The organism is Sulfolobus islandicus Y.N.15.51, assembly GCF_000022485.1.
Classification (GTDB): Archaea; Thermoproteota; Thermoprotei_A; order Sulfolobales; family Sulfolobaceae; genus Saccharolobus; species Saccharolobus islandicus.
The window spans coordinates 1669949-1696417 of record NC_012623.1 but is presented as its reverse complement, the minus strand read 5'-3'; the positions used below and the strand labels follow the sequence as shown (position 1 = coordinate 1696417).

The following is a 26469-nucleotide window of genomic DNA, read 5'->3' as shown; positions in this document are numbered from 1 at the left end:
CCCGCCACAAGATTTATCAATTAATAAAGTATAGTATTGTAATTTTAACCTTATTCAAAATTTTTATTGTGAATCAGAGGTTTATAATGATATATGGCTTTTTTGGTGCTTTAATAGGAAACGAAGTATTGGTAGCATTAAGTGTCGAATGGAGTGGAAAAACTGCTGATAATAGGCTAATAGCAGTTTATTTATCGTCTGCCATCTTAGGTTCAATTTCATTCCTTTTCCTTAGTCAACAATTGGGACTTATTTCTATCCTACTTAGTATGGGAATCCTCCTTTATCATTCAAAGGAATACTTAGGTGTATCAAAAATAGGCTTGTCACCTACAACCTACAATTGGTTACTATTTTACTCTATCATGATATCATCTGCTATAGTAGCGTTCCAACTTGGATTGGGATGTGCAATACCTTACATAAACCTAATATTCCCTGCTAGCATGATTTTGGCAGTGATGGATAGAGATATCGCCCTTGTAACTGGAGTAAAAATTGCTAGACATTGGGAAAACGTATTGGCTTTCATACTATTAGCTATTGGGATGGGAATTTACCCTAATTGTAGTATTTTAATGATTTTAGCGTGGATTTTATCGTTTCACGCTTCTGGGTTATACAGATTTAAGGGAAGGAGGTATCCGATTCTCCACTTGGGCATTGCTTGGATATATCTTTTGATTGCGTCAATATTAGTTTTCAGTTATGATATATACATTCACGCAATAGCAGTGGGTTTTCTCTTCAACACAGTATTTGGAGTTGATGTAGTAATGATGGATTTGTTTGTCAATGCCTTCAATAGAAGGATACACGTAAAACCTTCATATATTCCATTTATCTTGTTAAATGTTGGTTTAACAATGAGGTTCTTGTACAATTTCGGATTATCAATACCAATTCTTTTATTGGCCTCTCCATTACAAGGAATTGGAATACTTTCATTTTTTGTATTAACACTTAAACAAGTGGTGAGGCTAAATGAATAGAGGTAAAGTTAGAAATCATGCGTTATATTTCCTAGGAGTACTCACTTATGTAGTTGCTCTACTACCGTTCCTCAGTGTTAATTTAGTAAAGGCATTGGTACTTATTCCAATAATAGCTTACACTTTACCTATAATGTAATATTTACAACCTAAAATTATGTCCTTAAAGATAGGATATAAGGACATTCTGGTAATGAAACCTCCGATTATCCCTTATGTATTTCTCCCTTATACGGTAGACCCAAAATCGTATTATGAAAAATAATTCTGACAGAATAATATCGATTCATGATAGATAACAGGATTTATATGAGTATTAAGAATTCAATTGAAGAAAGGGTTTAAGGTGAGGGAGATGTGGTATTACCACGTGAGTAAGTGAGATGGTAACATCCGGTCTCCCTCACCAAAATAACATTCAACAAATAGGATATAAATTACTTTCCATGCTGAACTTCAAGGGAAAGAAAGGGGAAGAGGTGGCGAGAACCCTCATCTCAGCGTGTCTATGGAACGATTCGGTGGAAAGCAAGTCGAGGGCGTATGGCGTGTCCCCACAGACCGTGAGGAATTACGTGGAGGAGCAAGGGGTGGAAGTTATTGAGAAACTCTTGGAAAGCGCCAGGAAGATATCCTTGAAGGTACTGAAGGGAGTAAGGGAGATAGACGTCTCAATAGACTGGACAACCAAGACCTGGTACGGGAGACCGGTGGGAGGGCTCGGGAGTTCGGAGGAGGGAAACTCTTGGAACTACGCAACTGCGACGACAAAGTTTAATGGGAAAGTGCTCCTACTGGCCTTCGTCACTCAAGTCAAGGGGATGACTAAGGAAGAGATCGTGAAGGCCCTCGTGGAGCAAGTCGTCGCGATGGGGTTCAAGATAAGGTTGATAACTCTTGACGCTGGTTTCTATACTGTTGATGTGCTCAATTTCATTTCACAGTTTAAGTATATAGTTGCTGTGCCTGTTGGGGACGTTAAGGTTTATGAGGAGTTTGACGGGGATTACACAACTAATAGTAAGAGGCATAGGAGGGATGAGCAGGTCAAGTTCAGGCTTCTCGTGTACAGCAAGGAAAAAGTGAGGAGAAAGAAGAAGAGTCTTGTTTATTTTGCTAGGGCTACTAACCTAGACCTATCCAAGAGGGAAGTGTTGGATTTGTATAATAAGGTAAGGGGTCCCATAGAGACCTCTTATAGGAACATTAAGGCTTTTCTTCCATTCACCAGTTCCACCAAGTTTGTTTTCCGCACGTTGATCTTCGTGCTGGCCCTTGTACTCTACTCCTTATATACCATATTCAAGGGGGAGGTGGGGAGAGAGGAGTTTAGATTATTATTAATTCTTTTATTTCCTGATTTATTCAATCCAGAGAATTTTACATTTAATGTAATTGAAACACTTATTTACACTATAGATTTATTTTCAAGGAGGTGATTTTGGGTCTACCGTATAACGAGATAAGGATAGTCTACGTTTCGATACCGTTAGTGCTAATGTTACTCACATTGACATTATATCTTACAAAATACACCATGTGGGGGAACGTAATAGGTACTGCATTTGAAGCATCTATATCGATTGTATGGGGATTATTCATTAATAACCCTTTCTTCCTTATACCATCAATATACTGGCTTCTCTACATTTTTACTGGCGCATTATACGTGGAATATAAGATACCGTATAGGAAACTAGATAGGAGGGTTGTACAGATAAGTTGGGTTATCTCATTAGTTCTACTAATAGTGCTGAGTTTAAAGAACCCAATCACTCTAATAACGTTAATTGAGCCGTCAACTAGATACCTAATACCGGGAGAAAAGCTGAAATCTCCTAAGGAAATAAGGGAATTAGGCAGGAGAGGATCAAAGAAGGATATACTCTTTGTAGTGTTGTTAATGATAACTTATACTTTATCAAGAATATTTCTCACCATCTAGTTTCTATAAGGGAAGTATTTGATCTGAGCAAAACTTTCGCTGTTGTTACCTTTTTCCCCCAACTTTTCCCTAAGTTAAATGACTAAGCATTCTACCTTCTGGGTCTCTAACCTGAGCCTAAGTTAAAGCCAATTATAAATATCAGAGTACTAGTCTATTAGAAAAATTGCATGACTTATAAATACAATCGACACTAAATATATTCAGAGAAAGTAAGAAATAACTCGATTAATGGGATAAGAGGTACTAAATTAAAAAAATTTGCATATATAAGAAGTTTTATAAACCATAAGGAGAATCTTATATTATGTCTCAAGAGGTTAGGATTGCAAAGACGTTAGATGCTAGGGGGATGTATTGCCCCGGCCCAGTTTTAGAAACTGCAAAGGCAATTAAGCAAATAAATGTTGGTGAGGTTTTGGAAATACTTGCAACTGATCCTGCTGCGAAACCTGACATTGAAGCGTGGGCTAGGAGAACCGGAAACCAAGTAGTTGACATACAACAACAAGGAGGAGTAACAAGGATATTAATTAAAAGAATGAAATAATTAGGAGTAAGTAATTATTGATTTCCTTTTTTTATACCATTTTCTTTAAATTTTGGTATTAAATTGATAGGATAGGATTGCCTTATATTCCATTTGTCAGTCTTAAATGGTTCTCCATCTATTGTAATTACTCTTTCAGCTATGATATCACAATATTTACATTCCTTGCAACTTCTCGTATCGCAATCGTTGGTAAGGAAGAACTTTATCCATCCCTCAGGGAACTTTGTATTGTCTATCTTCACTTTAGTTAGTACAGAATAGGATGATGGCCCATTAACCATCTGAATAGCCTTTGTTGCCGCTCTCCCTTGAGGGTAGCTAACAAGATCTAAGAGATCTCCTTCATACATTCTCTCGGTAAAAGCCTTAACCACGTTCAATATCCATTCTGTCTTTTTATTTCTCCCAGCGATCTTAAACCTATTTATCCCTATCTCCTCGTAGTATTTTATATCCTCTGGCCTAATCCACCTACTCCTTATCAAATTTACTGGATCGTTTAAGACATCAGTTGCACATAATAATATAGGATACTCAAACCAAACGTCATTTACTCCGTTTACCATAGAAGTAATTGATGAAATTCCGTCATGTGTAAGCCTAAACGGGCAACCGTAAAGACAAGAATTGTTGAGTATTAACTCCACGTCGAATTTATTAGTTTTAGATAATGAAGCAATCTCCTTTAATAATTTGAAATCCCTATTTGCATCCTCATGCATAATAATAGTGTTTACACCTAAATTCGCATACTCCTCAACTTCCCTCACATTGTGAATTCTAGAAAACGATGAGGCTGATACTTCTAAGTCAGGGTATTCACTTCTTATTAGCCTAATAAGAAAGGGTACTGCTATTATGAAACCATCAACTCCTAGACTTACTAACTTGTCGATCTCTTTCATTACTTTACCAATAAATTCTGCGTCATATTCCTTGCCTAATAATGTGTTAGTATTCATTGTGTAAAGAAATTTTATGCCATAAGAATGTGCTATACTAATGTGATTCTTGAACTGTTCTTCCTTAATATCGGGTATGATAAAACCAGCCCTACCGTGTCCAGTTATTGTCCTCTTAAAACTTCCAAAAATGTATTTAACCTCTGGATACTTTTTTAATTCTTCCAATAGGGAATCATCGAAATTTGTAGCAACTACCAGCTTCATATGATATCAGACTTTTTCCATTTAAATAAGATTGGCTAAGGAAAAACATGTGGGAAATAGTTTAACGGGGTTTATTAGGAAAAAGTTATTTAGGAACTTCACATCCAGCGGTCGTTATTTCCCTTTAAATACTGGTCTCCTTTTTTCAAAGAACGCCCTAGCTCCCTCCTTAGCGTCTTCTGACGCTAACGCTTGGTTTTGCATTTCCCTTTCTAGGGCAAACGCATTATACCAAGGTAAATCCATTCCTTCGTTTACCGCTAATTTCGTAAATCCTACAGCTAATGATGGACCTTTAGCCACTTGTCTTGCAAATTCAAAGGACTCTTCAAATAGTTTTTCGGGTTCTATTAATCTGTCCAATATTCCGAGTTCATAGGCCTCTTTAGGAGAGAGCGTCTTTCCGGTTACTATTAAGTATATTGCCTTAGATCTACCCACTAACCTAGCTAAAAACTGTGTTCCACCCTCCCCTGGTATTAGGGCCAAATTGGCTACTTCTGGCATACCAAATTTTATATTTTCATCGTTAGCTCCAAATCTTAAATCACTCGCCAACGCAAGTTCTAACCCACCTCCCATACAATGCCCGTTTATGCTAGCAATTATTAGTTTCTTAGTGGACATCATCCTAAGCATAACCTCCTTACTAAACTGACTCGATAATCCAATATACTCGGGGGACTTATCCTTTATTTCATTTATATCAAATCCTGCAGAGAAGAACCTAGGAATATTACTAGTTATGAGTATGGCTTTAACGTTTTGGTCGAATCTCGATTCAACTATTATATTATCTAATTCCCTCAACATCTCAAGATTATGTGCGTTTGCTGGAGATCTATTTAATTTAATAATTCCTACTCCGTCTTCGACTTCTATTTTGAAGTACTTTGGATTTAACTCACTTAAGCCCATCAGTCTCACCTAATATACCCTTCTATTCCTATTTATATCTGGTAACTCTAAACCTAGAGGAGTAATTAGTTCTTTAATATCCTTAATGTATAACTGTCTCATTTCATCATTCCTCATTTTCTTTATCCCATACTTGTATGCTAAATCTATTGTAATCGACTTAGAGTGGCCAAACATGTCCAAGCCTCTAGGGAACCACTTATTTATTAATGCCTGCGCTAAATCCCTCTTGCCTTCCTCAACTAGCTTCTTAATACCAGTGTATCCAAAGTTGATATGAAATTCCTCCTCCATCATCATGGTGGGTATTATCCTAGATAAGGGACCAAAACTAGAATCCTCAAAGGCTAATAGCTGGAACATTCCTACTCTATCTATTAAAAAGGTGAAGCCTAAGGTATCTTCCCACATATTGAATGGAATATTAAATGCGTCGAGCTTATGTCTACCCATTCGCCTAGATAGTAGATCTTCAGCTATTTTTTTTCCCTCCTCACCGAATTCCTTTAATATCTGAATTACTTGCCATCCGTGCCTCATCTCATCTACCATAATTCTCGAGATAGTTACCCTATCAGATAGTTTTGGTGCATGAATTAACCAAGGCATATGCTGCTCTATTGACGCAAATTCTGTATCCCCTTGAACTGACAATAGCTTAAATAAGACTTTAACTGCTTCTGGTGGAAGATCATAAATTGACTCAAACTTTCTTAATCCCTTATACTCTCCCCATCCAACGACTCTTTTAGGCTTTTTGTATTCCACAACTACCATCATTATACCAATTGTACTTAAAAGTATATAACGTTTTCTGTACGTAGAAAGAAAAAAGCGAAAAGCATAAAAGTTTCTAAAAAATAGATACTTAATGAGTTACTATGCAAAAATTTAACAGTGTAAGGGAACTGTCACAAGATCTAAAAAACACCTTAATAGAGATAATAGTGTTAAGGGCAGACTTCGAATTAGGCATGGTAGAACAAATTTCACCCTGGCTAGTTAACGCGCCAACAGTAGATGATAGATTATTTACGGCTAAGCTAGTTTCAGATGAGCTGAATCATGGTTGGCAACTAGTGAGATTACTGGAAGAGTTTAACGTTAAGGATAGAGTAGTTAAAATTGAAGAAGCTAGATTGGGAATCCATATGTTGGATATATCTAATATGCCTCTATTTAACTGGGAAGATGTCATAGCGTTTGTATTTCTAGTAGATAGAGCTGGGTTATATCAGTTGAGAGTAATTAAGGATTGTTCATTTGAACCATTAGCCAATTTGGCCTCTAGCATGATTAAGGAGGAAGAGAGCCATTTATTTTTCTCTAAAAACGTATTGAAGGCCTATCAGAATAAGAATAGGTTACAAGCTGCGCTCAACTTCTGGTTCCCTAGAGCCTTAGAGATGCTATATAAAGTGAAATCCCTAAATGAGGTTCATCTTAGAGACCTTAACGTTTCCGAATTGATAAGTGATAAACTCATTGAAGACTACGTAAGATCGACTAATGATGAGATGAGGAATTTTGGATTTGTTGAAGTAAACTACGATAAAAATCTCCACTATAATATTGTACTAAAATAAATTGCGAGATTTTAACGTACTAGATTAACAGCGTAAACTATATAAATTGGTTTAAAAAATTAAATAATAATGACTGCTAAGTATGGTAGAATTTTAAATGTAACTGATGCGTTGTTTTCAAAATGGGAAAATAGTGAGGCAGATAAAAGAATAGCAATTTATTATAAAGATGAAGTTTGGTCATATCGCAAGGTAATAGAGGAAATAAATAGGGTAGGTAATGCCCTAAGGGAATTAGGAGTGGAGAAAGAAAATAGAATATTGATAATAGCGTATGATACACCGTTCTTTATATCGATTTTCTATAGTGCCATGAAAATTGGTGCGATCCCGGTACCAGTTAACACTTATTTAAAACCAGAGGAGTATCTTTTCCTTTTAGAGGATACTGGAGCTAAGGTATTGGCAATTGAACCAGACATTTGGCCCAAGTTATCTCCATACCTTAAAGGTAGAGCTGATAAACTTAAACATGTTATAATTTTGCCCAGTATATCAGAAACGCAGAAGATCACTTTCGAGGATCATAATCACAAGGCAGAGTTGAGTTTTTATCATGGACTTGTTTCTACAGCCTCCACTCACTTAGAAGCTGAAAAGACTTCTCCAAACGATATGGCGTTTTGGCTCTATACGTCAGGGACTACGGGACATCCTAAAGCAGCAGTTCACTTACATAAAGACATATTAGTTGTTCTCGATACCTATGTGAAAAACGTTCTCAAAATCAGTGAAAAAGATAGACTATTCAGCGCCTCTAAACTATTTTTCGCTTATGGATTAGGAAATGGATCCTACTTCGCCTTTGGTAACGGTGCCTCGACAGTTCTGATGCCAGATAGAGTAGAACCCAGAAGGGTATTGGAGACCATACATAAATACAAGCCTACTATCTTCTTTGGAGTGCCTACTTTATATAACGCAATGCTACATGTAGAGGATTGGAAGAATTACAACTTAACTAGTTTAAGATTTTGCGTTTCTGCTGGAGAACCCTTACCCCCGTTAATATATATTAAATGGAAAGAGAGATACGGCGTAGAAATTCTAGATGGTATTGGTTCCACTGAGGCACTTCACATATATATCTCTAACATTCCAAGTAATTCTAAGCCTGGATGTACTGGGAAACCAGTCCCTGGATATGAGGTTAAAATAGTAGATGAAGATGGCAATGAGGTTCCTCCTAAAACTATAGGGGATCTCTACGTAAAAGGAGATAGTGTAGCCATGTTTTATTGGAATGATTACGAAAGTACTAGAAAGAACATGATGGGATCTTGGTTTAGAACTGGAGATAAGTTTTACAGAGATGACGAGGGATATTATTACTACGTTGGAAGGTCTGACGATATGGTTAAGACTTCGGGATTATGGGTTTCTCCAATAGAAGTGGAATCTGCGCTATTATCACATCCTGCAGTTCTTGAGGCTGCAGTTGTAGGTATTCCAGATGAAGTAGGATTAGTAAGGGTAGTTGGGTTTGTTACGCTAAAACAAGGGTATTCGCCAAGTAGTGAATTAGCTGAGGAGATAAGGAATTACCTTAGGGAAAAATTAGACCATTATAAGGTTCCTAAAGAAATAAGGTTTATTACGGAAATTCCTAAGACTGCAACCGGTAAGATACAACGATATAAGTTTAGGCTAGGGGAGATCAAATAATTTATAAGGACAGTTAAAAAAGAAACTAATCCTTTGTAAACATGTCGATGAGCTTTATAACACTTGCTACAACTAAGAAAATTTTTTAGTATTAATTTAAAGGTTATTATTAATGAAGATACAGTCATTGTTCTTTACACTCTATGGAGATTATGTGAAGGATTCTGGAGGAACGATAAGTTCTAAAAGTCTAATCGTAATCTTTAAGGAATTTGGATTTTCCGAAGGAGCAATAAGGGCAGGATTACATAGAATGAAGAAAGCAGGACTTATAGTAGGAATAAAAGGAGAAAATAGGAAAGTTAGCTACAAATTATCAGAAAAAGGTATGCTAAGATTATTGGAAGGAACTAGGAGGGTTTATGAAAAAGTTAGGAGAAGATGGGATAATAAGTGGAGGATAGTAGTATATAATATCCCAGAGAACAATAGAGAACTAAGAGATAAGTTAAGGAGAGAGCTGAAGTGGCTTGGATTTGGTATGTTAGCCCAATCGACGTGGATCTCACCAAACCCAATTGAAGATACCTTAAAGAATTTCATTAACGATCACTATGGTTCATCTAATGGTATACAAGTAGACATTTTCGTTGCAAATTATCTAGGAGAACCTAAGGGACTAGTAGAAAAATGTTGGAATTTATCTGAAGTTGAACAAGCTTATAGAGCGTTCTTAGAAAAATGGACTGGAGTACTAGAAAAGGTAAGTAGTCTAAAAAGTAATGAGGCGTTCGTAACTAGGATACTACTTGTCCACGAATATAGAAAATTTTTAAACATTGATCCAGATTTACCTGAGGATTTATTACCTCCAAATTGGATAGGGTATACAGCATATGATCTATTTATGAAATTAAGGGAGGAACTTACTCCTAAGGCTAACGAGTTCTTTTATAAGGTTTATGAACCATGAAACATTTTTATCCCCTCACATCATCTATTAAAATAACATGTGTAGAATGTTAGCATACCATGGAGATGATAAGGAGTACTTAAAGAGACTTACGAATTGCCTAGCTAAGGCATCACTAAATGACCCATTAACCAATGAAACCCATGGGGATGGCTGGGGAATTGTGGCAATTGCTAGTAATAATTTAATACATTACAGAAGCCATCTCCCAATATTTAAGGACGAAAATCTAGAGAAAATCCTAAACTTGCTAGATGGTGAAATGAAAGTAATAATTCACGCTAGGCAAGCCAGTGATAAGAGATTAATCTCCCCCTATTATTCCCATCCTTATTTAGAAAGTACTCCAAAATCAATACTATTCTTAGCCCATAATGGTAGTGTCGATAAATACAAATTGGGTAATGTACTAGGAATAGACCCCATGCTAATGGTAGACTCAGAACTTGTTGCCAAATATTTTGCAACATACAGCATTAAAGAGATTGACAAGTTGCAGGACGTTACACAATCCGCATTAAATCTGCTAATCATGGAGATAAATAGGATTGATAGATCCTCTACTATCTACTTCTATAACTATTATAGAAAGGATAGGATAAAAAGAAAGGAAGAGTACTATAAGTTATATTTTAATAAAGGTGCTATCTACTCTTCATCTTTAGCCTATACTGGTTGTGAAAAAGGTGAGGAGGTTAAGTTCGGTAATCTGGGAGAGCTATAATGAGTAACATTTTACTGAGGATACTCTGGAGTTAGGTTTTAACTAGAGTATCTTTGGAAGAGGCTAGAAATATTAACGCTAAATTTAGTATTTACGCTAAAAATAGGGAAGGTGTCGCAACAGTAGATCTAGATAGAATAATAGAGGCAAGAGATATGATGAGAGGACCAGTAATTATAGTTAATGGCGGTTTAGGAAGTAAGGAGCTCATAAAGGATAAGAGTTTTGGCGTTAAGGATTGGGAGGAAGCCTTGGATAGTATAAATGAGATTTTTGAGGAGGAAAATGAGTTTGAACTCATATATGGGAGATTGCTAAGAGTTTAAGATGGAAAACCACGCCGAAAGGTTAAAGGAATTGATGGAAGAGGCTAGTTTGCGTTGAGAATAGAGGAGTTAAAAACCAAACCTCCCTCATTAAGAGAATATCTTAACGTTAAACCTTCAAATTTCCCGTCTATATTATTCCTATTTTAAAACATACATTAACTTGAGGTATTTGGTAGTGTCGTCGTTAAGTTATTTATATTTGTATAACGAGTATTACTTATGGGTAGGAAGCCTGTATTTAGGCAAGACGTTTCTTGTCCCTCTTGTGGTAGTCATCATGTTGTTAAGTGTGGTAGGCCTTTGGGTAGGCAGAAGTTTTTGTGTAGGGATTGTGGTAAGTACTTCTTGGGTGATGCTAGTTATCATCATCATTCTAGGAAGTTGAGGGAGGAGGCTTTGAGAATGTATGCTAATGGTATGAGTATGAGGGCTATTTCTAGGGTGCTTAACGTACCTCTTGGTACTGTTTTCACTTGGATTAAGCGTTATGGTAGGAAAAAGCATGAGAAGTTGGTTGAGTTGTGGGGTAGGGCTAAGGAGCTGGTCAAGGGTAAGGTTGTTGCTAAGGTTGTTGATGAGATGTGGACTTACTTGTACAAGAATGCTAGGGCTTTTTACAAGTGGGTTTTCACTTGTTACGTGTACACGAAGCTGGGAGTTTACCTCATTTACTCTGTGGGGGATAGGGATGAGAGTACTTTCCTTGAGGTCAAAAAGTATTTGCCTGACGAGGGTAGATGGGTGAGCGATGATTATAACTTGTACTTCTGGTTGAAAGACCACACGGTTGTCTCGCCAGTTAACCCGAACGAGTCCTTTCATTCCTCATTAAGGGATAGGCTAATTAGATTCAAGAGAGCAACGAAGGCAGTAAATAGGAGCATTCGCACCATGATGTACTCCATAGCCCTAGTCTTATGGGAGAGAAGGTTAATCCCAGAATTTGTAGCTTAACGACGACACTATCAGGTATTTTAACAGATTTCCTAAAATAAATGAATGATATACCAAACTACTAAAGGTGGAATATGATGACATGACTTCAGCCTATGAGAGTAAGGGTAACAAGATTGTGGTTGACGCAGTTACTTTAGACTCTCTTGGCCTAAAAAAGGTAAATTTATTAAAGATTGATGTCGAGCGTGGTGAATTGGAAGTATTGAAAGGAACCACGAATACCTTAGATATAACTGATAAAATTTTGATAGAAGTTAGGAAGGAGTTAGAAAAAGATATAAACTCGTTATTACGTGCAAAGGGATTTAAACTAGTTAAAGTCTACATGACTTATGATAATATTGGAAATTTCTTATATAAGAGAGCTTTATAGCAATTATTGAATAGTTAAAAAACTTTTTATATATTACATTCATCTAAGATTTAGTATTTCTATGAAAATACAGAGCCTTACAGTTAACTTTTTAACTATCACATTCTAATATCCCTCATGGATCTATCGAAGCTACTGGAACCAATAAGAATTGGAGATATTGTTTTAAAGAATAGAATAGCCATGTCACCAATGATCAGTAATCTAGGTACGCCGGAGGGTTATCCTAGTGATGCTCATATAGCTTACTTAGCTGAGAGAGCTAAGGGAGGAGTTGGGTTAATAATAACAGAATACACATACGTTAATCACGTAGACGCTAGGGGATCAGTTAACGAACTGGGAATGGATTCAGATGAGTTAACGCCAAAGTTCATGAGGTTAACTGAGTTAATTCACGCTTTGGGAAGTAAGATTTTTGTGCAACTAGTTCACGTTGGTAGGAAGACTAGAAAGGATATAATTTGGGGTAACAAACCAATAGCCCCTTCTCCCATTCCTATAATGGACGAAGTAAGGGAAATGACTAAGGAGGATATAGAGAGGGTTAAAAACGATTTCATAGACGCATCAATAAGAGCTAAGAGGGCTGGATTTGACGGAATAGAACTTCATGGAGCTCATGGGTATCTATTAGCCCAATTCTTATCTCCCGCGACAAATAAGAGGAATGATGAGTACAAAGATGGTGTAAGGTTTATAGAGGAAATCCTTAAGGGCATAAAGGAAAAAGCTAAAATCACTGTAGGTATAAGAATCAGTGTAACCGAATTCGACAATGATGGCTTAACTCCAGAAATTGTTGCTGAAATAGGTAAAAAGTTGGAGAAGGCTGGGATAGATTATATTCACTTATCAGCTGGAAGAGATGGTCCTTTGGGTTCCAGCATGCCATACTACTATAAGAGATTGGCATTTCTTGAAGAGGCAAAGGTAGTAAGGGATGCAGTTAATATTCCAATATTTCTTGTTGGATCTGTGATAACTCCAGTAGATGCGATTAAGGCGAGAGAAATTGCTGACGTCGTTGTATTAGGAAGACAATTATTAGCCGATCCCTATTGGCTAGAGAAAGCTAAAAGGGATCTACCAATAAGACCATGTATTAGGTGTAATCAGACATGTAGAGGGGTTGTATATAAAGAGGTAAGATGTGATGTCAACCCCGAATTAGGATGGGAGTTGTTACCACCATTAGAGAAGGGCAAGGGAGAGGTTATTGTAGTGGGAGGAGGCGTAATGGGTTTAGAAGCTGCTAGAGTCTTAGCTTTGAGGGGCTTCACGGTAACTTTATATGAGCAAAACAATAAGTTAGGAGGACAGTTCCTACTTTACAAGGATCCTTGGAAAGTTAAGGAGTTCCAAGAGTTAATTAATTACTATGAGAGGGAGTTAAAGAGACTTAATGTTGAGGTTAAGCTTAACTCTAAGATTGAGTGCTCTGACTGTATAATGGCTATACCTGACTATGAAATACCTAAAATGCCCGACGTCAAGGGAGAAAAATTGCTGATAGATTCTAACCTTTACGTTTATCATGACTATGCGTTTGAGCTAGCTAAATATAATGAGATTTACATTACTGAGAGATCGTTTAAGGGATTGGATAGAACTAGGGAGTACCTCCTAAGAAAGGAGTTAAGTGAAGTTGGTGTGAAGTTCTTAGAGGAAAAAAATAGTATGAAGTTTGACGTGGAAATACATAATATTGCTGATGACCAGCCGAGTATTGGTAAGGCTATACAAAGAGGTTATTGGTTAGGTAGAACTTTCAAGTCATATTAAAAACATTTCATCACGTTTTTTCAGTCCTGGCCACTTTAATCATTCAAATGACATATTGTGTTAACTCTTTTTAAAACTTATGAAGAATATGGTCGGAAACGACTATTTTATTTTGCTAATTATCAGACCAAACACAATATTTGCTCAACAAAACAACGATATAAATAAGAAAAACAAAAAGAATTTAGCTTTTAATACTCATTCATTAGCTTACTTCTTTTGTTTCTCTAACATTTGTAATAGCTCTTTTGGAGCATCTTTCTCGCTTACTGCTCCTCTACCAGTCTTTCCTCCACCCTCATCATAGGTAAAGCTTATCATCTTTCCGACTCTCCATACCTTCTTTATCTTACTTATGTCTACTTGTTTTTCTTCTCCCTTATACTTGAACTTTACTGTTGCCATATTTCTTCAAGATATCCTTATGTTATTCTCTTAAATATACTTTACGGTTTTAACTAAAGTATAACTTAAGGTAATATCATAAGACTAAAAAGAGTTAATCCTTTAAGAGAAGAATATAACTTATTTTCAGAAATATAGGTTCTAAATAACAAACATTCAAAAAGCTTAATTTAGAAGAAGATAGAAATTTAAAAAGGTTTTAGTTAAGGTTAGGAATACCAGATCCAACCATAATAAGATTTCTTTTCTTTTTGCAATGAACGCCACTCTTCTGGAAACTCATTTCTCAAGTATTCCTCTGGTAATCTAGCCATGTCGTAAGTAATGGGAGTGTTAACTCTAGAATTGTCATTCTTTTTATCTTCTTTCTTATGACTAATTTTGAGACCTATCATATATTTCACCCTAACTATATATAAGTCTTCTAATTTATAAACTTATCTAACATAAGTTAAAAGGGTTAAAACGTATAAAACCTTAGGAATACTTTCCCATCTTCAATGAATAATACTTTCAGTGTACTGGATCTAATTCTTTTTTGAAGAAACGATAATGAGATGTACCCATACTTGATTGGAATAACTAGGAACACTTATTACATAGCGATGGAATCTGAGAGGAACCCATTAGAGTCATACCTAGTAAGGATAGTGTACAAGGATAAAAGCGTAATCAATTATTCGTGTAGTTGCAAGGGATTTGCAATGAGAGGAAAATGCAAACACATAGCAATTGCTAAAAATAAGGTGAGATTTATAAGCGAGGAGAGGGTATGAATCTTGTGAGGCTCAGAACCCATTACATCTTCTCAACCGGTTTATTGACGCTTCTGGACTCTGTACTCTTTCATGAATATTTTTACTACGCTTTAATCTTGAGCGGAATAGTTTCGGTAATAGGTAATTCCTTGATTGATAGGATTGGCCATAAGGAGATTGCCACTGGGTATGGGTATATCCCGGTAAGGACACCTTTAACCCATACAATTCCTAGAAGTGTAGTTTGGGGTATTGTCTCCGTAGTCCCGGTCTTTATTCTCTTATTGATTTATTATAATGGGTTTAGCTATCACGAGTACTATTTCTCCCTTAGCAATAAGGTGGTGTTGTTAATATTGTTAAATGGTGTAGTTGTTGGGCCCTCTCATTTGTTCCTGGACGTATTTACGGAAAGGGGAATTTACGTTAAAAAATACGGTAGATGGAAAAGATTTGCCTTGGCACATTTCAGATATGATAACCCCTTAGCAAACGGTTTAGCAATAATAGCTGGTGCCGTAATGATATATCTGGCTTATCTCTGAGAGCTTCGCCTTTAAGAAAAAGCTATTTCTGATATCTTCCACGCCTTAAAAGGCAAGAGTTACGCTTATCCATTCGGGTCTACATCTTTAATATTAACTAATTTGTTGCACTACAGCCCATCTCTCCATTAAATTCTTTCCTTCTCTTATTATCTTAAATTGACCAAGTATTTTCTTCCATTCGTCTCCACTAACATCCATTTTATCCTTTATGAGAAAGCTTCTTGTAACGCTTATGTAAGCTAAACCATTATCCTTTAGAATCCTCTTAATTTCCTTTATAGCGCCATTGTGGTCTGAAGTACAACACAGCATTAGGTTAGAGAAAACAAAGTCAATACTTTTATCTTTAATAAATTCCAGTTTTTGAGCTGGAGCTACATACGGTATAACGTTATTCAAAGACAACTTTTGGACTTTTTCCTTTAATCTTCTTATTGCCCTCTCGTCAGGATCTACTGCGTAAACGGTTTTCACAATTCTAGCGAGGATTGTAGTGAAGAACCCAGGACCACATCCCAAATCCACTACCGTGTAGTCTTCTTTTAGATATTTCACGAATCTTGATAGTATCCTATTAGGAGGTGAAACCAAAGACCTTAAAGGATTATCAAGAACTAGTGGATTAATGTATCTATCGTTTTTGCTCATTAATGTGTACATTTCTCTCTATCTAATTAAATTTTTCCCAATATTTAAAGGGGAACAAAAGTATATAACCTTAAAAATTAGTGAAAACATGTGTATAGAGCGATTTTCGTAGACTTTGGAAACACGCTAGTTGGTTTTAAACCAGCATTTTATGAGAAATTACAAACTATTCTGAGAGAACACGGTTATGATGTTGACATTAGAAGGGTCTTCAGAGCTTATGTGAAAGCCATGGCTGTTAATAACTATTCCCAACCAACTGATATTAAGGAATTCCTATATAATTTGAATATTCCTCCAAGTGATAGATTGATCAGCCATATAAGGGGTTCTGATATAAGGGACGGGGAAGCGTTCATATATGATGATGTGATGGAATTTTTAGAAACTATTAGAAGTACCAACACTAAATTAATTTTATTAAGCAACTCATCACCTAGGACCAAAAAGTTGTTGGAAGAATTGGGATTAGTAAAGTACTTTGATGACTTAGTCTTATCTCACGAGATTGGTATTGTTAAGCCTAATCCTAAAATCTTCGCCATTGCAATTTTAAAGGGAGGATATCCAGCTTTGCATATAGGGGATATATATGAAATTGATTACGTGGGAGCTAGGAGAAGCTATGTAGATGCGATATTGTTGGACAGATACGACTTTTATCCAGAGATCAAGGAAAAGGTAAGGAATTTAAGAGAGATAATTCCAATGGTCACGAAAAATCTCTAAATTTCAGGTAGATATTACCAAAAGTAAACTATATAGTTTATAGTATCAATATAGGAAATCCTTTTAAATATTTGTGCCAGAAATTAAATATGGAATTCAATGGGATAAAATTCGATACTTCTGTTCCAGGTATGGTGCCTTGGGAGATAGCTACTATCTACTTTATAGTAGGGCTTGCAATAGTATTTTACTTCGCTAGGAGATTCGGCTTAAAGAGTTTTACAACAATTGATTTAGTTTACATTGCAGTGGGAGCAGCTTTTAGCGTGGTTTGGGAATTCTATATAGGTAGTTTCATTGGTAGATTTTTACCCAGTACACCTTTCATAGGAGTAGGATTTTGGGGGAGAATGTTTATTCTCCTTATTGTAGCTGCCTTAGTTAGAAAACCAGGTACTGGGATACTGAGTTTACTGATCTTTAATATACTGTCAGATTTATTCTTCTATGGTTTTGGCGGAGAACCCATGTATACAATTTATGAAGCCCTAACTTATGGATTATTTCTTGACCTTGTAATTGTAGCTAGTAGGGGAAAATTATTCGGTATTGGATATAAAAGTAGCAATGGGTCATCTGTGGCAACTAAAACTGTTGTAGGATTGGCAATATTAGAAGGTATAATAATTGGTATATTGTTTGCAATTCCAGACCCAATCTTTTATCTTGGCTTCTTTAGGCCCTTAATAAGTGGGGCTATAGTGAACTGGGCTACTATACAATTTGACTTTCTAGCCTTTATACCTGGAGATGTGGTCATAGGAATTTTAGGAGCTTTAGCCGGGCAGAGGATAGCTAAAGCGGTGGGACAATGAAGTTTGTGGAGATTAGGGATCTCCAAGTAACCTATATGGGAAAAGATAAGCCCAGCATAGTGGTAGATAAGCTTGATATAGAAGAAGGAGAATCCGTTTTAATAACTGGTAGGTCGGGAAGTGGTAAGTCGACGCTAGTAAGTGTAATTAATGGCGTAATTCCACACTTAATTAACGCTGAAATAAAAGGAGAAGTTAGAGTTTTTGGATTTGACGTTAAGAGTACGCCAATACATGAAATATCTAAATATGTGGGTACACTATTACAAGATCCGGATACTCAAGCTTTTAATTATACTATAATAGATGAGGTGGCTTTCGGCGTCGAGAACTATATGATAAGTAGGGATGAGATGATAGAGAGGGTTGAAGAGTCAATGAAGATATGTGGCATTTCACACTTAAGGGATAGGGAGATTAATACTTTATCTGGAGGGGAACTTCAAAAAACTATCTTAGCGTCAGTTTTAGCCATGAGACCTAAGGCGTTAATTTTAGATGAGCCAACTTCCAATATAGACCCTCAAGGTACTAGGGAAATTTTAGAACTAGTAAAGACCTTTAGATCTGAGGGAATTAGCCTAGTTTTAGTTGAGCATAAAATAGAGAGAGTATTACCCTTTGTTGATAGAATAATTGTAGTAGAAGAAGGAAAAATTGCTGTAGATGTCAGAAAAGATGAGATTGTGGACAAGGCCGATTTTCTCTACTCTTTGGGTCTTGAAATACCAGATTATATGCTATTTTTAAAGAAAAACGGTTTTAGGAAAATAGATTACGAGTATTTAAGGAAAACTTATACTTATAGACCACCTTCTAGAATTGGGGGAAAAGGAGAAGCGCTATACGCGAGCGTAAAGGTTAAGACGAAAAATGGAATTTATCTGATTAATACTAAAATATCATTAAAACAAGGTACTATAACAGCGTTAATGGGTAAGAATGGCTCTGGAAAAACTACTTTATTGAAGGTAATTGTTGGTTTAATAGACAAGAAGAGGCTGATCGTAGAGGAGGAGAAGGTCATAGTCAACGGTGTAGATTTAAGTAAGACTAAGCTGGTGGAAAGGGGAAAATTCATAGCGTATTTACCTCAGTTCTTTGACGTTATGTTTATAAAGAGAACTGTTGAGGATGAGATTAAGTTCTCAATGAAGAATAGAGGTACATACGACGAGAAGAGGTTAGGAGAGGTTTTGAAGATGTTCTCTCTAGATGCCTATAGGAAGGAAGATCCTTTAGTTCTCTCCATGGGGCAAAGGAGAAGAGTTGCAATGGCCTCAGTACTAGCAGGTGGGGCTAAGGTTATACTGATGGATGAGCCGACAAGTGGACAAGATTGGTATCATAAGCAAATCTTGGGAAAAGAACTCTTAGAATTGAGAGATAAGGGATATACTATACTGGTTGTGACTCATGATTCCAGATTTGTTGATAGATTTGCTGATTATCTGTTAGTAATGAATGAGGGAAAAATCGTATTGGAAGGGAAGCCAGAAGAGGTTTTCATTAAATCACTAAGACATGGTATAGAACCTCCATTAGAATATGAGTTGGGAGGATTGATAAAAAATGAACACTTTAGTTGATCAAATAATAAGTTGGATAATTGTTCTCTACGGATCCGCAGTGCCAGCTTTATTCGTAATTTTCTTGATAGGAATAACAGGTTTAAGGGAAATAACGCGTTATGAGACTGGAAATACGTTTCTATATAAGCTAAACCCCGTTACGAAGGTAGTACTCACAATAGTAGTTATGACTGTAGCTGCTACTACGATATGGTGGATAGGCGCCATATTAACCCTAGTTCTCTTATTATCATATCTTACGCTAAACGATGGAGTAAGGAAATTCGGATATGCGTTTTTCTTAGCGCTTTCAACAATATTGGGTGGAACGTGGAGCATTGCTCCTTACACTCCACCTAGTACACTACAGTTAGCCTTCCCTAGTGTGAAACAGTTTACGGTAATTTGGACATTCCCATCTTATTTCCAAGTAATGGGGTATGAGCAACAATTAACGTTAGAAGCTCTAATTTACGGCCTTCAGACTACCTTTAGAGTAGCTCCAGTATTATTGTCAGCCTTACTGTTCATTACTACAACAACTGGATCCGATATCTTCAGGATGTTCACTAAAATAAAGATACCTATAGCAATTACGTTTTCAGTGTTAGTTGGCATAAGGATGATACCTAGGATATTTGAGCTGTTAGACACTTCAGTGAAGATGCAGTATATAAGAGGTTTAGGGTATAGTAGACCGAAAATAGTTTCTTCACTGTTAATAGTTTACGCGATTTTTGAAGCAATAATACCAACTATGGTGTATTTGTTTAGGGGAGCTAAGAACTTGGCAATTTCAGCTGATACTAGGGGATTTAGAGCTTATCCAAGTAGGACTAGTCTAGTAGAACTTAAGTTTACAAGAGTTGACTACTACGGTACTGCAATAATTGCGGCATTAATAATTATAGCAATTGTAGCTAATTTACTTGGATTTGGGAGAACGATACCATACGTTGGACTTTAATTTTTTATAATTTTATAATAATTTATCACTTTTAGATTAAGATATTAATTTTAAAGCTTCTTTTATCTGGTAATTAAATAACAAAAGGAATCTGGTTAAGGCGAGAATACCAAGGAGGTATCAAGGAAAGTTGAAATATATTGAAGAGGAAACAAAAGAATTATTAAAGAGAATACTGACATTGTAGTTATTGAGATAGTAACTATGGCTATTGCTATAACCACTGGAATTGGAGTTTCCTTTTTATATCATGAAGATGTTTGACAATATTTAAGAGTCTTTTCGAAAGATGCTGGTCGTAATTTAAGCTAACCTCCCTTTGTTCTTAGGCTTTCTACGTTATTCCTTACAAACTCCTATCTTTCTAAATCCTAAACATGCTTCACTTCCTCTACATTCCTAGCTTAATTTGATCATCGTCAATGGATGGCATTTGTTAATAGTTGTAATTTCCATTAATAATCATGTGTTAATACGGGAGTATAGATGAGTTAATGAGATTTAAATGTTCAAGTAGCTTAATATCTCCTTTACCTGAGCAAATGAAGCTTGATACCCTTCTAAGGTTATTTCTACTAAAGTTGAGCCCTTATAAGCAACTATAATTGTTTTAGGATACGTAAAAGAAGTAGCTGAATAAGTAATGTAATATCCGTTATATTTATAATAATTGGTATTATTACCGAAGATTTCACTCCAACTACCATTTGAAGAGAATTTTACGATAACTATAGTCATTTCCACTTTAGTATTATTTACGTCTCCCACAAGTACTTCTTCTTCAATTGATTCGACTTCTAGTGAATGTTGTGTAGTAAGATTTGTACTATTAGCATAATATATTGTTATCGTACCAATAGACTTTAAATTAGTATTGTTTTGCAGAACCTCCCAATTTCCCCCAAAGATAGCTTCAGCCTCTTGAGGAGAGAACAAAAGGTCTTTTGAGGGACATACCATTATTAAAGCAAAAGATATTATAACTATTAATACTATAAAAATCAAGATTTTCTTATCCATGTGGATATGCACAGCCTTACAGTTATTTAAATTTTCATCTCTTAACTACGTTGTGGATCGCTTCAGAATTATACAAAAATTTTTAAGTAATTATGCAGAGTATTACCCATGAAAAAGAAGAACACTAGGGATTGGAGTACGATGAGAACGTGGTAACTAGATACAAGCTAATGTTCCCCTTCTACGTCTTCGAACACTGGTGGGAATTACTCCAGGAAGAGAACAAGTATGCTAAGACCAAGTACAAGGCACCAAAGGAGTTCAACGACTTCCTAGCATTCCTACACTTATTCTTACCTTACAGAGCAATAGAAGGAGTACTAAGCACACTAGCAGAAATGAAGATAATACCGACAAGCCTAGATTAACAATATGGGAAAGGGTAAGAAACATGAATATTAATTTCCTTGAAGCGAGTGACGAACTTGAAGTAATAGCTGATGGTACTGGAATAAGCACAACAAGAGGAGGACAGTAGTAGCAAAGTGGGGCAAAAGGAGGGATTCAAAATTCCTTAAGATTGAAGTAGTTATGGAGAAAGACGAGTTCAAGATAGTAAGCGCTGAGGTGACGAGTAATGAGGCCGAATCTGCTTCAAATACTGTAAAGGACTTGAAGGAAAAGGGTAAGGAAGTTAAGAGGTTCTATGGCGATAAGGCTTATGATGGCAAGATTTATAATCTTGGCGTTGATGTTGTTGTTCCTCCTAGGAAAGACGCTTTAGGCGTGGTCATCCTGCTAGGCGTAAGGCTGTGCGCGAGTTCAAGAAGTTGGGTTATGAACGTTGGCGGGATGAGAAGGGTTATGGTAATAGGTGGTTGGTTGAATCCTTGTTCTCAGCGGTTAAGCGTACTTTTGGTGAGTCTGTTAGGGCTACGAGTTTTGCTGGTCAAGTTGTTGAGGCTAAGCTCAAGTTTTGGGCTTATGCTTGGATGATGTAAATGGCCAACCTTGTTGTTGGTCGAGCTAAGGGCTTTGAGGTCAAGAAGTAGTATAGTAAATTATTTAGGAGAGATATTATTTTCTATAGAAAACATATTTTTACTGTATCATCCTATTGAAATATATTGAACGAACCCACAAAGCATCTCTTAACCATAATATTATCATTCCAAAACATCTTGAAGAAAGCTACTGCAGTAATGGCAACTGGTATTATTAGGGCTGAAATGGAGAGTGATAATCCAACTATCTCTGATACAAATCCAATTGTAGCTGGTACTACTAAGAACAATAAATTGTTATAAGCTAAGAAATAGGAATTTACTGCATTCCTCTCAGCTATACTTGTAGCCCTACTTATCATTATGGTAGCCATAGGAAATATTGAACCGTGAGGTATTCCCAGTAGTGCTATAACTGCTAAGAAAATAGAGTAATTTGGGGCGTATAGGATTCCAAATAACCCCAAAATTGTTATAATGATAGAAATTAACATTGGCATTCTGAGGTTTTCGAAAGGTCTTATGGTCATCGTAAGTCTAGTTAAGAAAGACATTATATAGAATGGCAAAAAGACAAAGTAGGCATCGAAATTAGGTAAGTTGAATCTATCCTTTGCCAATATTGCCAAGAATGTGGTAAATGCTGCGAATAGCACATTATACGTGGTAATTGATAGTGCAGCAGCTGTTAGACCCTTATTTTTAATCACTGAAATCCCACTGCTTTCTCTCTTAACATCTGGGAATCTAATACTCGATGAAATTATAATGCCTATAACTGCTATTGGAATAAACCATAAGAATACATCCCTATAGTCGTATTTAGTTAGTAAATAGACTTCAATTGCAGGACCTAGAATCAAACTGGTACTAAGGCTAGTTGAGTACAGGGATAGTAGCCTCTCAACTGATTTCTTATCATTTGCCAAACTCGCTGCTGTTATTAGGTTAGGCATTACTAAACCGAACGCGATTCCGGCGAAGATTGAGATTATCCATATTGATATTTCGTTAGACAGATAATAGAGTGGTAACGAAAATAAAATTATAACATTGGAAATTACAAATACTCTCCTTCTTACCCTCGAATTAAGTTCAGGATTAATAAATGTTGTGGTGATAAAATTGAAGGTAAATAGTAATGCCGATAAAAGTTCAACCAGAGAGTTAGATAGTTGAAGACTATACTTTGCTAATAATGGAACCGTTGTAGTAACCATGTTATCTGTAGCTCTGGCTGAGATTGTCATTAGTACAAGAATTATGGCCGAGTAAATCAATGAATGTTTTGAGCTGTGCATTGCAGATACATAGTTGACAAGTTAAATTTAAACTTACTTACAAAAGTAGTAAACGTGTTAATTTTTTATGATTCGAATAAGCATAGCTTTATTAGACCATCAAGAGCAGTTACCCAATATGTTTGAAAATTTAAGTGAAGATCTAAGAAAGGCTTTGAATGAAGCCGGTTACATTAAACCTACCAGAGTCCAAGAAGTTGTTATTCCAGAATTGATGAACAGTAAAAGTGTAATAGTTCAAGCTAAGACCGGATCTGGTAAGACTGCAGCGTATGTTATTCCAATTTTAGAAAGAAATAGTACCGCTTTAATTTTATCGCCTAGTAGAGAATTAGCAACGCAAATTCTAGATGAGATAAAGAAACTAGGAAAATATAAACAAATTGACGTTAGCTTGATAATAGGTGGGATGAGTTACGACGATCAAAGACAATCCAAAATAGTCGTTGGTACCCCAGGAAGACTTTTGGATCTGTGGAGTAAGGGCAAGATTGACTTCTCTGGTTACGATTTCGTTATAGTTGACGAAGCGGATAGAATGCTGGATATGGGTTTTATAGATGACATTAGAATGATATTGAATCATTGTAATGCTAAAATTGCAGGGTTCTTCTCAGCTACAATACCAGATGAAATTATGACCCTTGCCAAAGAGTTCTCCAAGGATCTTAGAGAGATCGTATTGGATGAATATAAACCGGTAGAGGAGGTTAAACAGAAATTCGTGAAGGTTAGGAATGATTGGAATGATAAAGTATCGAAATTACTGGAGGAAATAAACGGTGAGAAAATTCTGGTATTCGCTAGGACTAGGGATAGGGCTAGGAAACTATACTATCTGTTAAAAGGGAAGGGAGTAAATGTGGGACTTTTAAGTGGAGATATGCCTCAGAGCGTTAGATTAAAGAACTTTTACGGGTTCAAAAAGGGAAAGTACAATGTTCTAGTTGCAACTGATTTGGCTTCTAGAGGAATTGATATAATAGATGTTAACAAGGTAATAAATTTCGATATTCCTAGAGACGTGGAGACTTACATACATAGAGTAGGAAGGACTGGTAGAATGGGAAGAGTGGGTCAAGCAATAACGTTCTATACGTTCAGAGAAGCTGACATGATTAAAAGAATCAATAACTTACTTGCAATTTAGGAAAACGTTTTTATTTTTGAACATTCATTTCCCTTACGTGCTAAGGAATACATTACTAATCCTCCTTTTGCTCTTACCAACACCATTACTGGCCATTTCATTACCAACTGGAGTAGTAGCTTATGACGGTCCTATATTCACAAATCAAGTATTAGGTTACGTGAATATAACATCACTTCAGGCTTATAATGCATCTGGTTCAAAATTTGGAATTCCACCTTATGGTGCTTCGCTGCAATTAAACGTCATGCTACAAGTGAATACTAGCAATGAGGAGTACTATTTTTGGCTACAAAATGTAGCAGATTTCATTACAAATGAGAGCAAGATGTTCTTTAGTGAAAATATTTGGAACTCAACTACTCCATTAGCTGGAATAAATAACGTAATTGGCAAGGGTGAAATATACTCCACCTCAGACCTTTTCTCTCATTCTTCATACTACGCTTACGGCACTTATTATATTAAATACGATTTCCCATTTTCGTTTTACCTTATAGTAAATGAAAGCCATAATAATCAAGGAGTATATGTTAGTTTCGGTTACGTTATTCTTCAGAACGGAAATATAACTCCACCCAATCCAACGTTTTACGATACAGTTTTCATCCCAGTTAATAATTTGACCTCTGCCTCAATTATAATAGCTAATCAGACTACTCCTAATTTAAACTTAGGTATTATAACATATTTGGGAAGCTACTTAGATGCTGAATTGGTATGGGGAGGATTTGGAAATGGTGCATCTACAACGTTCTTAAACATGTCCTCTTATCTAGCATTACTGTACATGAAAAACGGTAAATGGGTCCCATTTTCACAAGTATATAATTACGGGAGTGACACAGCAGAGTCCACTAATAATTTACGTGTTACCATAGCAAAAAATGGAGATGCATACGTTACAATAGGAAAGCAGAATCCAGGATTGTTAACTACTAACTTTAACCCTTCAATCCCTGGTTTCTTATACTTGAATATTAGTAGTAAAATACCGTTTCTAGTTAATAACATCATTTCACGTACTTTCTCTGGTTACGTTTCAGCCCCAATTAAATTAGGCTTCTTTATGAATTATTCCATTAACTCATCCTCCTTTGCAGTCCTCAATGGAAACTATCCTAGCTTAATAGAACCTAACGTCAGTTGGTTCAAGATTTTGAACATTATCCCTAACTACACATATTACTACTTGGTGAGAGTAAACTCATCTATTCCAGTTATTGGCACGATAAATGGTAAACAAATTACCTTAAATGATACAAATTGGTTTGCCCAAGGTACTCAAATCAAAATAGTTAATTACACGTATTATAATGGTAGCGATGAGAGGTATGTTATTTCATCAATTTTACCATCGCTATCGTTTAACATTAGCTCGCCTTTAAACGTTACCATAAACACTATAAAACAATATCGAGTTATAATAAACTCCGATTTGCCAACATACTTAAATGATAAAAGGGTAAATGGAAGCATATGGATTAACACTGGTACAATTGTTAAATTAAGTGCAAGTATCCCCTTTTATGAAGTGGGAAGGTTTATCGGGACTTATAACTTAACACTAGGAGGGACCATAGTAGTGAATAAACCGATAGTTGAAAAATTGCAATTATCTATTAATAATTTACTATTAGAAATAACGGCTATAATAATAGTAATAGTTATTATCATGTTAATACTGAGAAAGAGAAGATAAAA

27 protein-coding genes and 3 pseudogenes are annotated in these 26469 nt (G+C 36.0%); 22 read left to right on the top strand and 8 right to left on the bottom strand.

Features of this window, described 5'->3' with window-relative positions:
• The first annotated feature begins 86 nt into the window (after positions 1-86).
• From YN1551_RS09350 to YN1551_RS09335, 5 genes and pseudogenes are all read left to right on the top strand, one after another.
• Positions 87-992 (top strand): hypothetical protein, encoded by a 906-nt coding sequence (locus YN1551_RS09350; RefSeq protein ID WP_012717626.1) that lies wholly within the window; start codon positions 87-89, stop codon positions 990-992.
• Positions 985-1224: pseudogene (locus YN1551_RS16610) on the top strand (hypothetical protein); the annotation flags it as partial. The gene YN1551_RS09350 and the pseudogene YN1551_RS16610, both read left to right, overlap by 8 nt.
• A 151-nt stretch (positions 1225-1375) precedes the next feature.
• Complete coding sequence (locus tag YN1551_RS09345) at positions 1376-2431, top strand: ISH3 family transposase (RefSeq protein ID WP_012717625.1); 1056 nt, start codon at positions 1376-1378, stop codon at positions 2429-2431.
• An 8-nt stretch (positions 2432-2439) separates the two neighbouring features.
• A pseudogene (locus YN1551_RS09340) lies at positions 2440-2937 on the top strand (hypothetical protein); the annotation flags it as partial.
• A gap of 307 nt (positions 2938-3244) precedes the next feature.
• Positions 3245-3487: a sulfurtransferase TusA family protein gene (locus tag YN1551_RS09335; RefSeq protein WP_009989047.1), complete on the top strand. Its 243-nt coding sequence runs from the start codon at positions 3245-3247 to the stop codon at positions 3485-3487.
• Between the two features lie 14 nt (positions 3488-3501).
• Here the strand turns inward: YN1551_RS09335 and YN1551_RS09330 are convergent, their stop codons facing one another.
• From YN1551_RS09330 to YN1551_RS09320, 3 genes are all read right to left on the bottom strand, one after another.
• Complete coding sequence (locus tag YN1551_RS09330) at positions 3502-4659, bottom strand: peptidase U32 family protein (RefSeq protein ID WP_009989050.1); 1158 nt, start codon at positions 4657-4659, stop codon at positions 3502-3504.
• Positions 4660-4773: 114 nt separating this feature from the next.
• Positions 4774-5577, bottom strand: a complete 804-nt coding sequence (locus tag YN1551_RS09325; RefSeq protein WP_012713327.1) for an enoyl-CoA hydratase/isomerase family protein — start codon at positions 5575-5577, stop codon at positions 4774-4776.
• A 9-nt stretch (positions 5578-5586) separates the two neighbouring features.
• Complete coding sequence (locus YN1551_RS09320) at positions 5587-6357, bottom strand: 1,2-phenylacetyl-CoA epoxidase subunit PaaC (protein ID WP_012715998.1); 771 nt, start codon at positions 6355-6357, stop codon at positions 5587-5589.
• Between the two features lie 101 nt (positions 6358-6458).
• Between YN1551_RS09320 and YN1551_RS09315 the strand changes: the two genes are divergently transcribed.
• The 8 genes from YN1551_RS09315 (at position 6459) to YN1551_RS09280 (ending at position 13909) form a co-directional block, all read left to right on the top strand.
• Positions 6459-7163: a 1,2-phenylacetyl-CoA epoxidase subunit PaaC gene (locus tag YN1551_RS09315; protein WP_010923727.1), complete on the top strand. Its 705-nt coding sequence runs from the start codon at positions 6459-6461 to the stop codon at positions 7161-7163.
• Positions 7164-7232: 69 nt separating this feature from the next.
• Complete coding sequence (locus YN1551_RS09310) at positions 7233-8828, top strand: benzoate-CoA ligase family protein (RefSeq protein ID WP_012717624.1); 1596 nt, start codon at positions 7233-7235, stop codon at positions 8826-8828.
• Between the two features lie 112 nt (positions 8829-8940).
• Complete coding sequence (locus YN1551_RS09305) at positions 8941-9741, top strand: transcriptional regulator PaaX (protein WP_010923730.1); 801 nt, start codon at positions 8941-8943, stop codon at positions 9739-9741.
• Positions 9742-9778: 37 nt separating this feature from the next.
• Entirely contained in the window at positions 9779-10465 is a 687-nt protein-coding gene (locus YN1551_RS09300) for a class II glutamine amidotransferase (RefSeq protein ID WP_010923731.1), read from the top strand.
• Positions 10466-10518: 53 nt separating this feature from the next.
• Positions 10519-10791 carry a hypothetical protein gene (locus YN1551_RS09295; protein WP_012713331.1) on the top strand — a complete coding sequence of 91 codons (273 nt, stop codon included), beginning with the start codon at positions 10519-10521 and terminating at the stop codon, positions 10789-10791.
• Between the two features lie 222 nt (positions 10792-11013).
• Complete coding sequence (locus YN1551_RS09290) at positions 11014-11748, top strand: IS1-like element ISC796 family transposase (protein WP_012715555.1); 735 nt, start codon at positions 11014-11016, stop codon at positions 11746-11748.
• Positions 11749-11815: 67 nt separating this feature from the next.
• Positions 11816-12124, top strand: coding sequence for an FkbM family methyltransferase (locus YN1551_RS09285; RefSeq protein ID WP_238527808.1), 309 nt, complete (start codon positions 11816-11818; stop codon positions 12122-12124).
• Between the two features lie 117 nt (positions 12125-12241).
• Positions 12242-13909 carry an FAD-dependent oxidoreductase gene (locus YN1551_RS09280; protein WP_012717622.1) on the top strand — a complete coding sequence of 556 codons (1668 nt, stop codon included), beginning with the start codon at positions 12242-12244 and terminating at the stop codon, positions 13907-13909.
• Between the two features lie 210 nt (positions 13910-14119).
• Here the strand turns inward: YN1551_RS09280 and ssh7a are convergent, their stop codons facing one another.
• Positions 14120-14314: a chromatin protein Ssh7a gene (gene ssh7a, locus YN1551_RS09275; RefSeq protein ID WP_009992021.1), complete on the bottom strand. Its 195-nt coding sequence runs from the start codon at positions 14312-14314 to the stop codon at positions 14120-14122.
• Between the two features lie 209 nt (positions 14315-14523).
• On the bottom strand, positions 14524-14709 hold the full coding sequence (locus YN1551_RS09270) for a hypothetical protein (protein WP_012952491.1): 186 nt from the start codon (positions 14707-14709) through the stop codon (positions 14524-14526).
• 162 nt (positions 14710-14871) lie between these two features.
• On the opposite strand from YN1551_RS09270, the gene YN1551_RS09265 reads away from it, so the two are divergent.
• Positions 14872-15090, top strand: a complete 219-nt coding sequence (locus YN1551_RS09265) for an SWIM zinc finger family protein (RefSeq protein WP_012717621.1) — start codon at positions 14872-14874, stop codon at positions 15088-15090.
• Positions 15087-15617 carry a DUF1286 domain-containing protein gene (locus YN1551_RS09260; RefSeq protein WP_012717620.1) on the top strand — a complete coding sequence of 177 codons (531 nt, stop codon included), beginning with the start codon at positions 15087-15089 and terminating at the stop codon, positions 15615-15617. Before YN1551_RS09265 ends, YN1551_RS09260 begins: the two co-directional genes overlap by 4 nt.
• A gap of 93 nt (positions 15618-15710) precedes the next feature.
• Here the strand turns inward: YN1551_RS09260 and YN1551_RS09255 are convergent, their stop codons facing one another.
• On the bottom strand, positions 15711-16280 hold the full coding sequence (locus tag YN1551_RS09255) for a class I SAM-dependent methyltransferase (RefSeq protein WP_012717619.1): 570 nt from the start codon (positions 16278-16280) through the stop codon (positions 15711-15713).
• A 78-nt stretch (positions 16281-16358) separates the two neighbouring features.
• On the opposite strand from YN1551_RS09255, the gene YN1551_RS09250 reads away from it, so the two are divergent.
• The 4 genes from YN1551_RS09250 to YN1551_RS09235 all read left to right on the top strand — a co-directional run bounded on the left by YN1551_RS09250 (position 16359) and on the right by YN1551_RS09235 (position 20350).
• Positions 16359-16997 (top strand): HAD family hydrolase, encoded by a 639-nt coding sequence (locus YN1551_RS09250; RefSeq protein WP_010923736.1) that lies wholly within the window; start codon positions 16359-16361, stop codon positions 16995-16997.
• Positions 16998-17086: 89 nt separating this feature from the next.
• Positions 17087-17812 (top strand): hypothetical protein, encoded by a 726-nt coding sequence (locus YN1551_RS09245; protein ID WP_012717618.1) that lies wholly within the window; start codon positions 17087-17089, stop codon positions 17810-17812.
• Positions 17809-19401: an ABC transporter ATP-binding protein gene (locus tag YN1551_RS09240; RefSeq protein ID WP_012717617.1), complete on the top strand. Its 1593-nt coding sequence runs from the start codon at positions 17809-17811 to the stop codon at positions 19399-19401. The genes YN1551_RS09245 and YN1551_RS09240 overlap by 4 nt, the downstream gene beginning before the upstream one ends.
• Positions 19385-20350: an energy-coupling factor transporter transmembrane component T family protein gene (locus YN1551_RS09235; RefSeq protein ID WP_010923739.1), complete on the top strand. Its 966-nt coding sequence runs from the start codon at positions 19385-19387 to the stop codon at positions 20348-20350. The genes YN1551_RS09240 and YN1551_RS09235 overlap by 17 nt, the downstream gene beginning before the upstream one ends.
• A 501-nt stretch (positions 20351-20851) precedes the next feature.
• On the opposite strand, the gene YN1551_RS09230 is transcribed toward YN1551_RS09235, so the two are convergent.
• Entirely contained in the window at positions 20852-21370 is a 519-nt protein-coding gene (locus YN1551_RS09230) for a hypothetical protein (protein ID WP_012717616.1), read from the bottom strand.
• 131 nt (positions 21371-21501) lie between these two features.
• Here YN1551_RS09230 and YN1551_RS09225 point away from each other — a divergent pair.
• A pseudogene (locus YN1551_RS09225) lies at positions 21502-22311 on the top strand (transposase).
• Positions 22312-22424: 113 nt separating this feature from the next.
• On the opposite strand, the gene YN1551_RS09220 reads toward YN1551_RS09225, so the two are convergent.
• Positions 22425-23615, bottom strand: a complete 1191-nt coding sequence (locus YN1551_RS09220; RefSeq protein ID WP_012717615.1) for an MFS transporter — start codon at positions 23613-23615, stop codon at positions 22425-22427.
• A gap of 67 nt (positions 23616-23682) precedes the next feature.
• On the opposite strand from YN1551_RS09220, the gene YN1551_RS09215 reads away from it, so the two are divergent.
• Both YN1551_RS09215 and YN1551_RS09210 read left to right on the top strand, forming a co-directional pair.
• On the top strand, positions 23683-24765 hold the full coding sequence (locus tag YN1551_RS09215; protein ID WP_012717614.1) for a DEAD/DEAH box helicase: 1083 nt from the start codon (positions 23683-23685) through the stop codon (positions 24763-24765).
• 37 nt (positions 24766-24802) lie between these two features.
• Complete coding sequence (locus tag YN1551_RS09210) at positions 24803-26467, top strand: thermopsin family protease (protein WP_012717613.1); 1665 nt, start codon at positions 24803-24805, stop codon at positions 26465-26467.
• Positions 26468-26469: the final 2 nt, after the last annotated feature.

Bases quoted from the DNA above. Each gene is read 5' to 3' on its own strand.
- YN1551_RS09350 (WP_012717626.1), top strand. From the start codon at position 87: ATGATATATGGCTTTTTTGGTGCTTTAATAGGAAACGAAGTATTGGTA.
- YN1551_RS09345 (WP_012717625.1), top strand. From the start codon at position 1,376: ATGGTAACATCCGGTCTCCCTCACCAAAATAACATTCAACAAATAGGA.
- YN1551_RS09335 (WP_009989047.1), top strand. From the start codon at position 3,245: ATGTCTCAAGAGGTTAGGATTGCAAAGACGTTAGATGCTAGGGGGATG.
- YN1551_RS09330 (WP_009989050.1), bottom strand. From the start codon at position 4,659: ATGAAGCTGGTAGTTGCTACAAATTTCGATGATTCCCTATTGGAAGAA.
- YN1551_RS09325 (WP_012713327.1), bottom strand. From the start codon at position 5,577: ATGGGCTTAAGTGAGTTAAATCCAAAGTACTTCAAAATAGAAGTCGAA.
- YN1551_RS09320 (WP_012715998.1), bottom strand. From the start codon at position 6,357: ATGATGGTAGTTGTGGAATACAAAAAGCCTAAAAGAGTCGTTGGATGG.
- YN1551_RS09315 (WP_010923727.1), top strand. From the start codon at position 6,459: ATGCAAAAATTTAACAGTGTAAGGGAACTGTCACAAGATCTAAAAAAC.
- YN1551_RS09310 (WP_012717624.1), top strand. From the start codon at position 7,233: ATGACTGCTAAGTATGGTAGAATTTTAAATGTAACTGATGCGTTGTTT.
- YN1551_RS09305 (WP_010923730.1), top strand. From the start codon at position 8,941: ATGAAGATACAGTCATTGTTCTTTACACTCTATGGAGATTATGTGAAG.
- YN1551_RS09300 (WP_010923731.1), top strand. From the start codon at position 9,779: ATGTGTAGAATGTTAGCATACCATGGAGATGATAAGGAGTACTTAAAG.
- YN1551_RS09290 (WP_012715555.1), top strand. From the start codon at position 11,014: ATGGGTAGGAAGCCTGTATTTAGGCAAGACGTTTCTTGTCCCTCTTGT.
- YN1551_RS09280 (WP_012717622.1), top strand. From the start codon at position 12,242: ATGGATCTATCGAAGCTACTGGAACCAATAAGAATTGGAGATATTGTT.
- ssh7a (WP_009992021.1), bottom strand. From the start codon at position 14,314: ATGGCAACAGTAAAGTTCAAGTATAAGGGAGAAGAAAAACAAGTAGAC.
- YN1551_RS09270 (WP_012952491.1), bottom strand. From the start codon at position 14,709: ATGATAGGTCTCAAAATTAGTCATAAGAAAGAAGATAAAAAGAATGAC.
- YN1551_RS09265 (WP_012717621.1), top strand. From the start codon at position 14,872: ATGTACCCATACTTGATTGGAATAACTAGGAACACTTATTACATAGCG.
- YN1551_RS09260 (WP_012717620.1), top strand. From the start codon at position 15,087: ATGAATCTTGTGAGGCTCAGAACCCATTACATCTTCTCAACCGGTTTA.
- YN1551_RS09255 (WP_012717619.1), bottom strand. From the start codon at position 16,280: ATGTACACATTAATGAGCAAAAACGATAGATACATTAATCCACTAGTT.
- YN1551_RS09245 (WP_012717618.1), top strand. From the start codon at position 17,087: ATGGAATTCAATGGGATAAAATTCGATACTTCTGTTCCAGGTATGGTG.
- YN1551_RS09240 (WP_012717617.1), top strand. From the start codon at position 17,809: ATGAAGTTTGTGGAGATTAGGGATCTCCAAGTAACCTATATGGGAAAA.
- YN1551_RS09235 (WP_010923739.1), top strand. From the start codon at position 19,385: ATGAACACTTTAGTTGATCAAATAATAAGTTGGATAATTGTTCTCTAC.
- YN1551_RS09230 (WP_012717616.1), bottom strand. From the start codon at position 21,370: ATGGATAAGAAAATCTTGATTTTTATAGTATTAATAGTTATAATATCT.
- YN1551_RS09220 (WP_012717615.1), bottom strand. From the start codon at position 23,615: ATGCACAGCTCAAAACATTCATTGATTTACTCGGCCATAATTCTTGTA.
- YN1551_RS09215 (WP_012717614.1), top strand. From the start codon at position 23,683: ATGATTCGAATAAGCATAGCTTTATTAGACCATCAAGAGCAGTTACCC.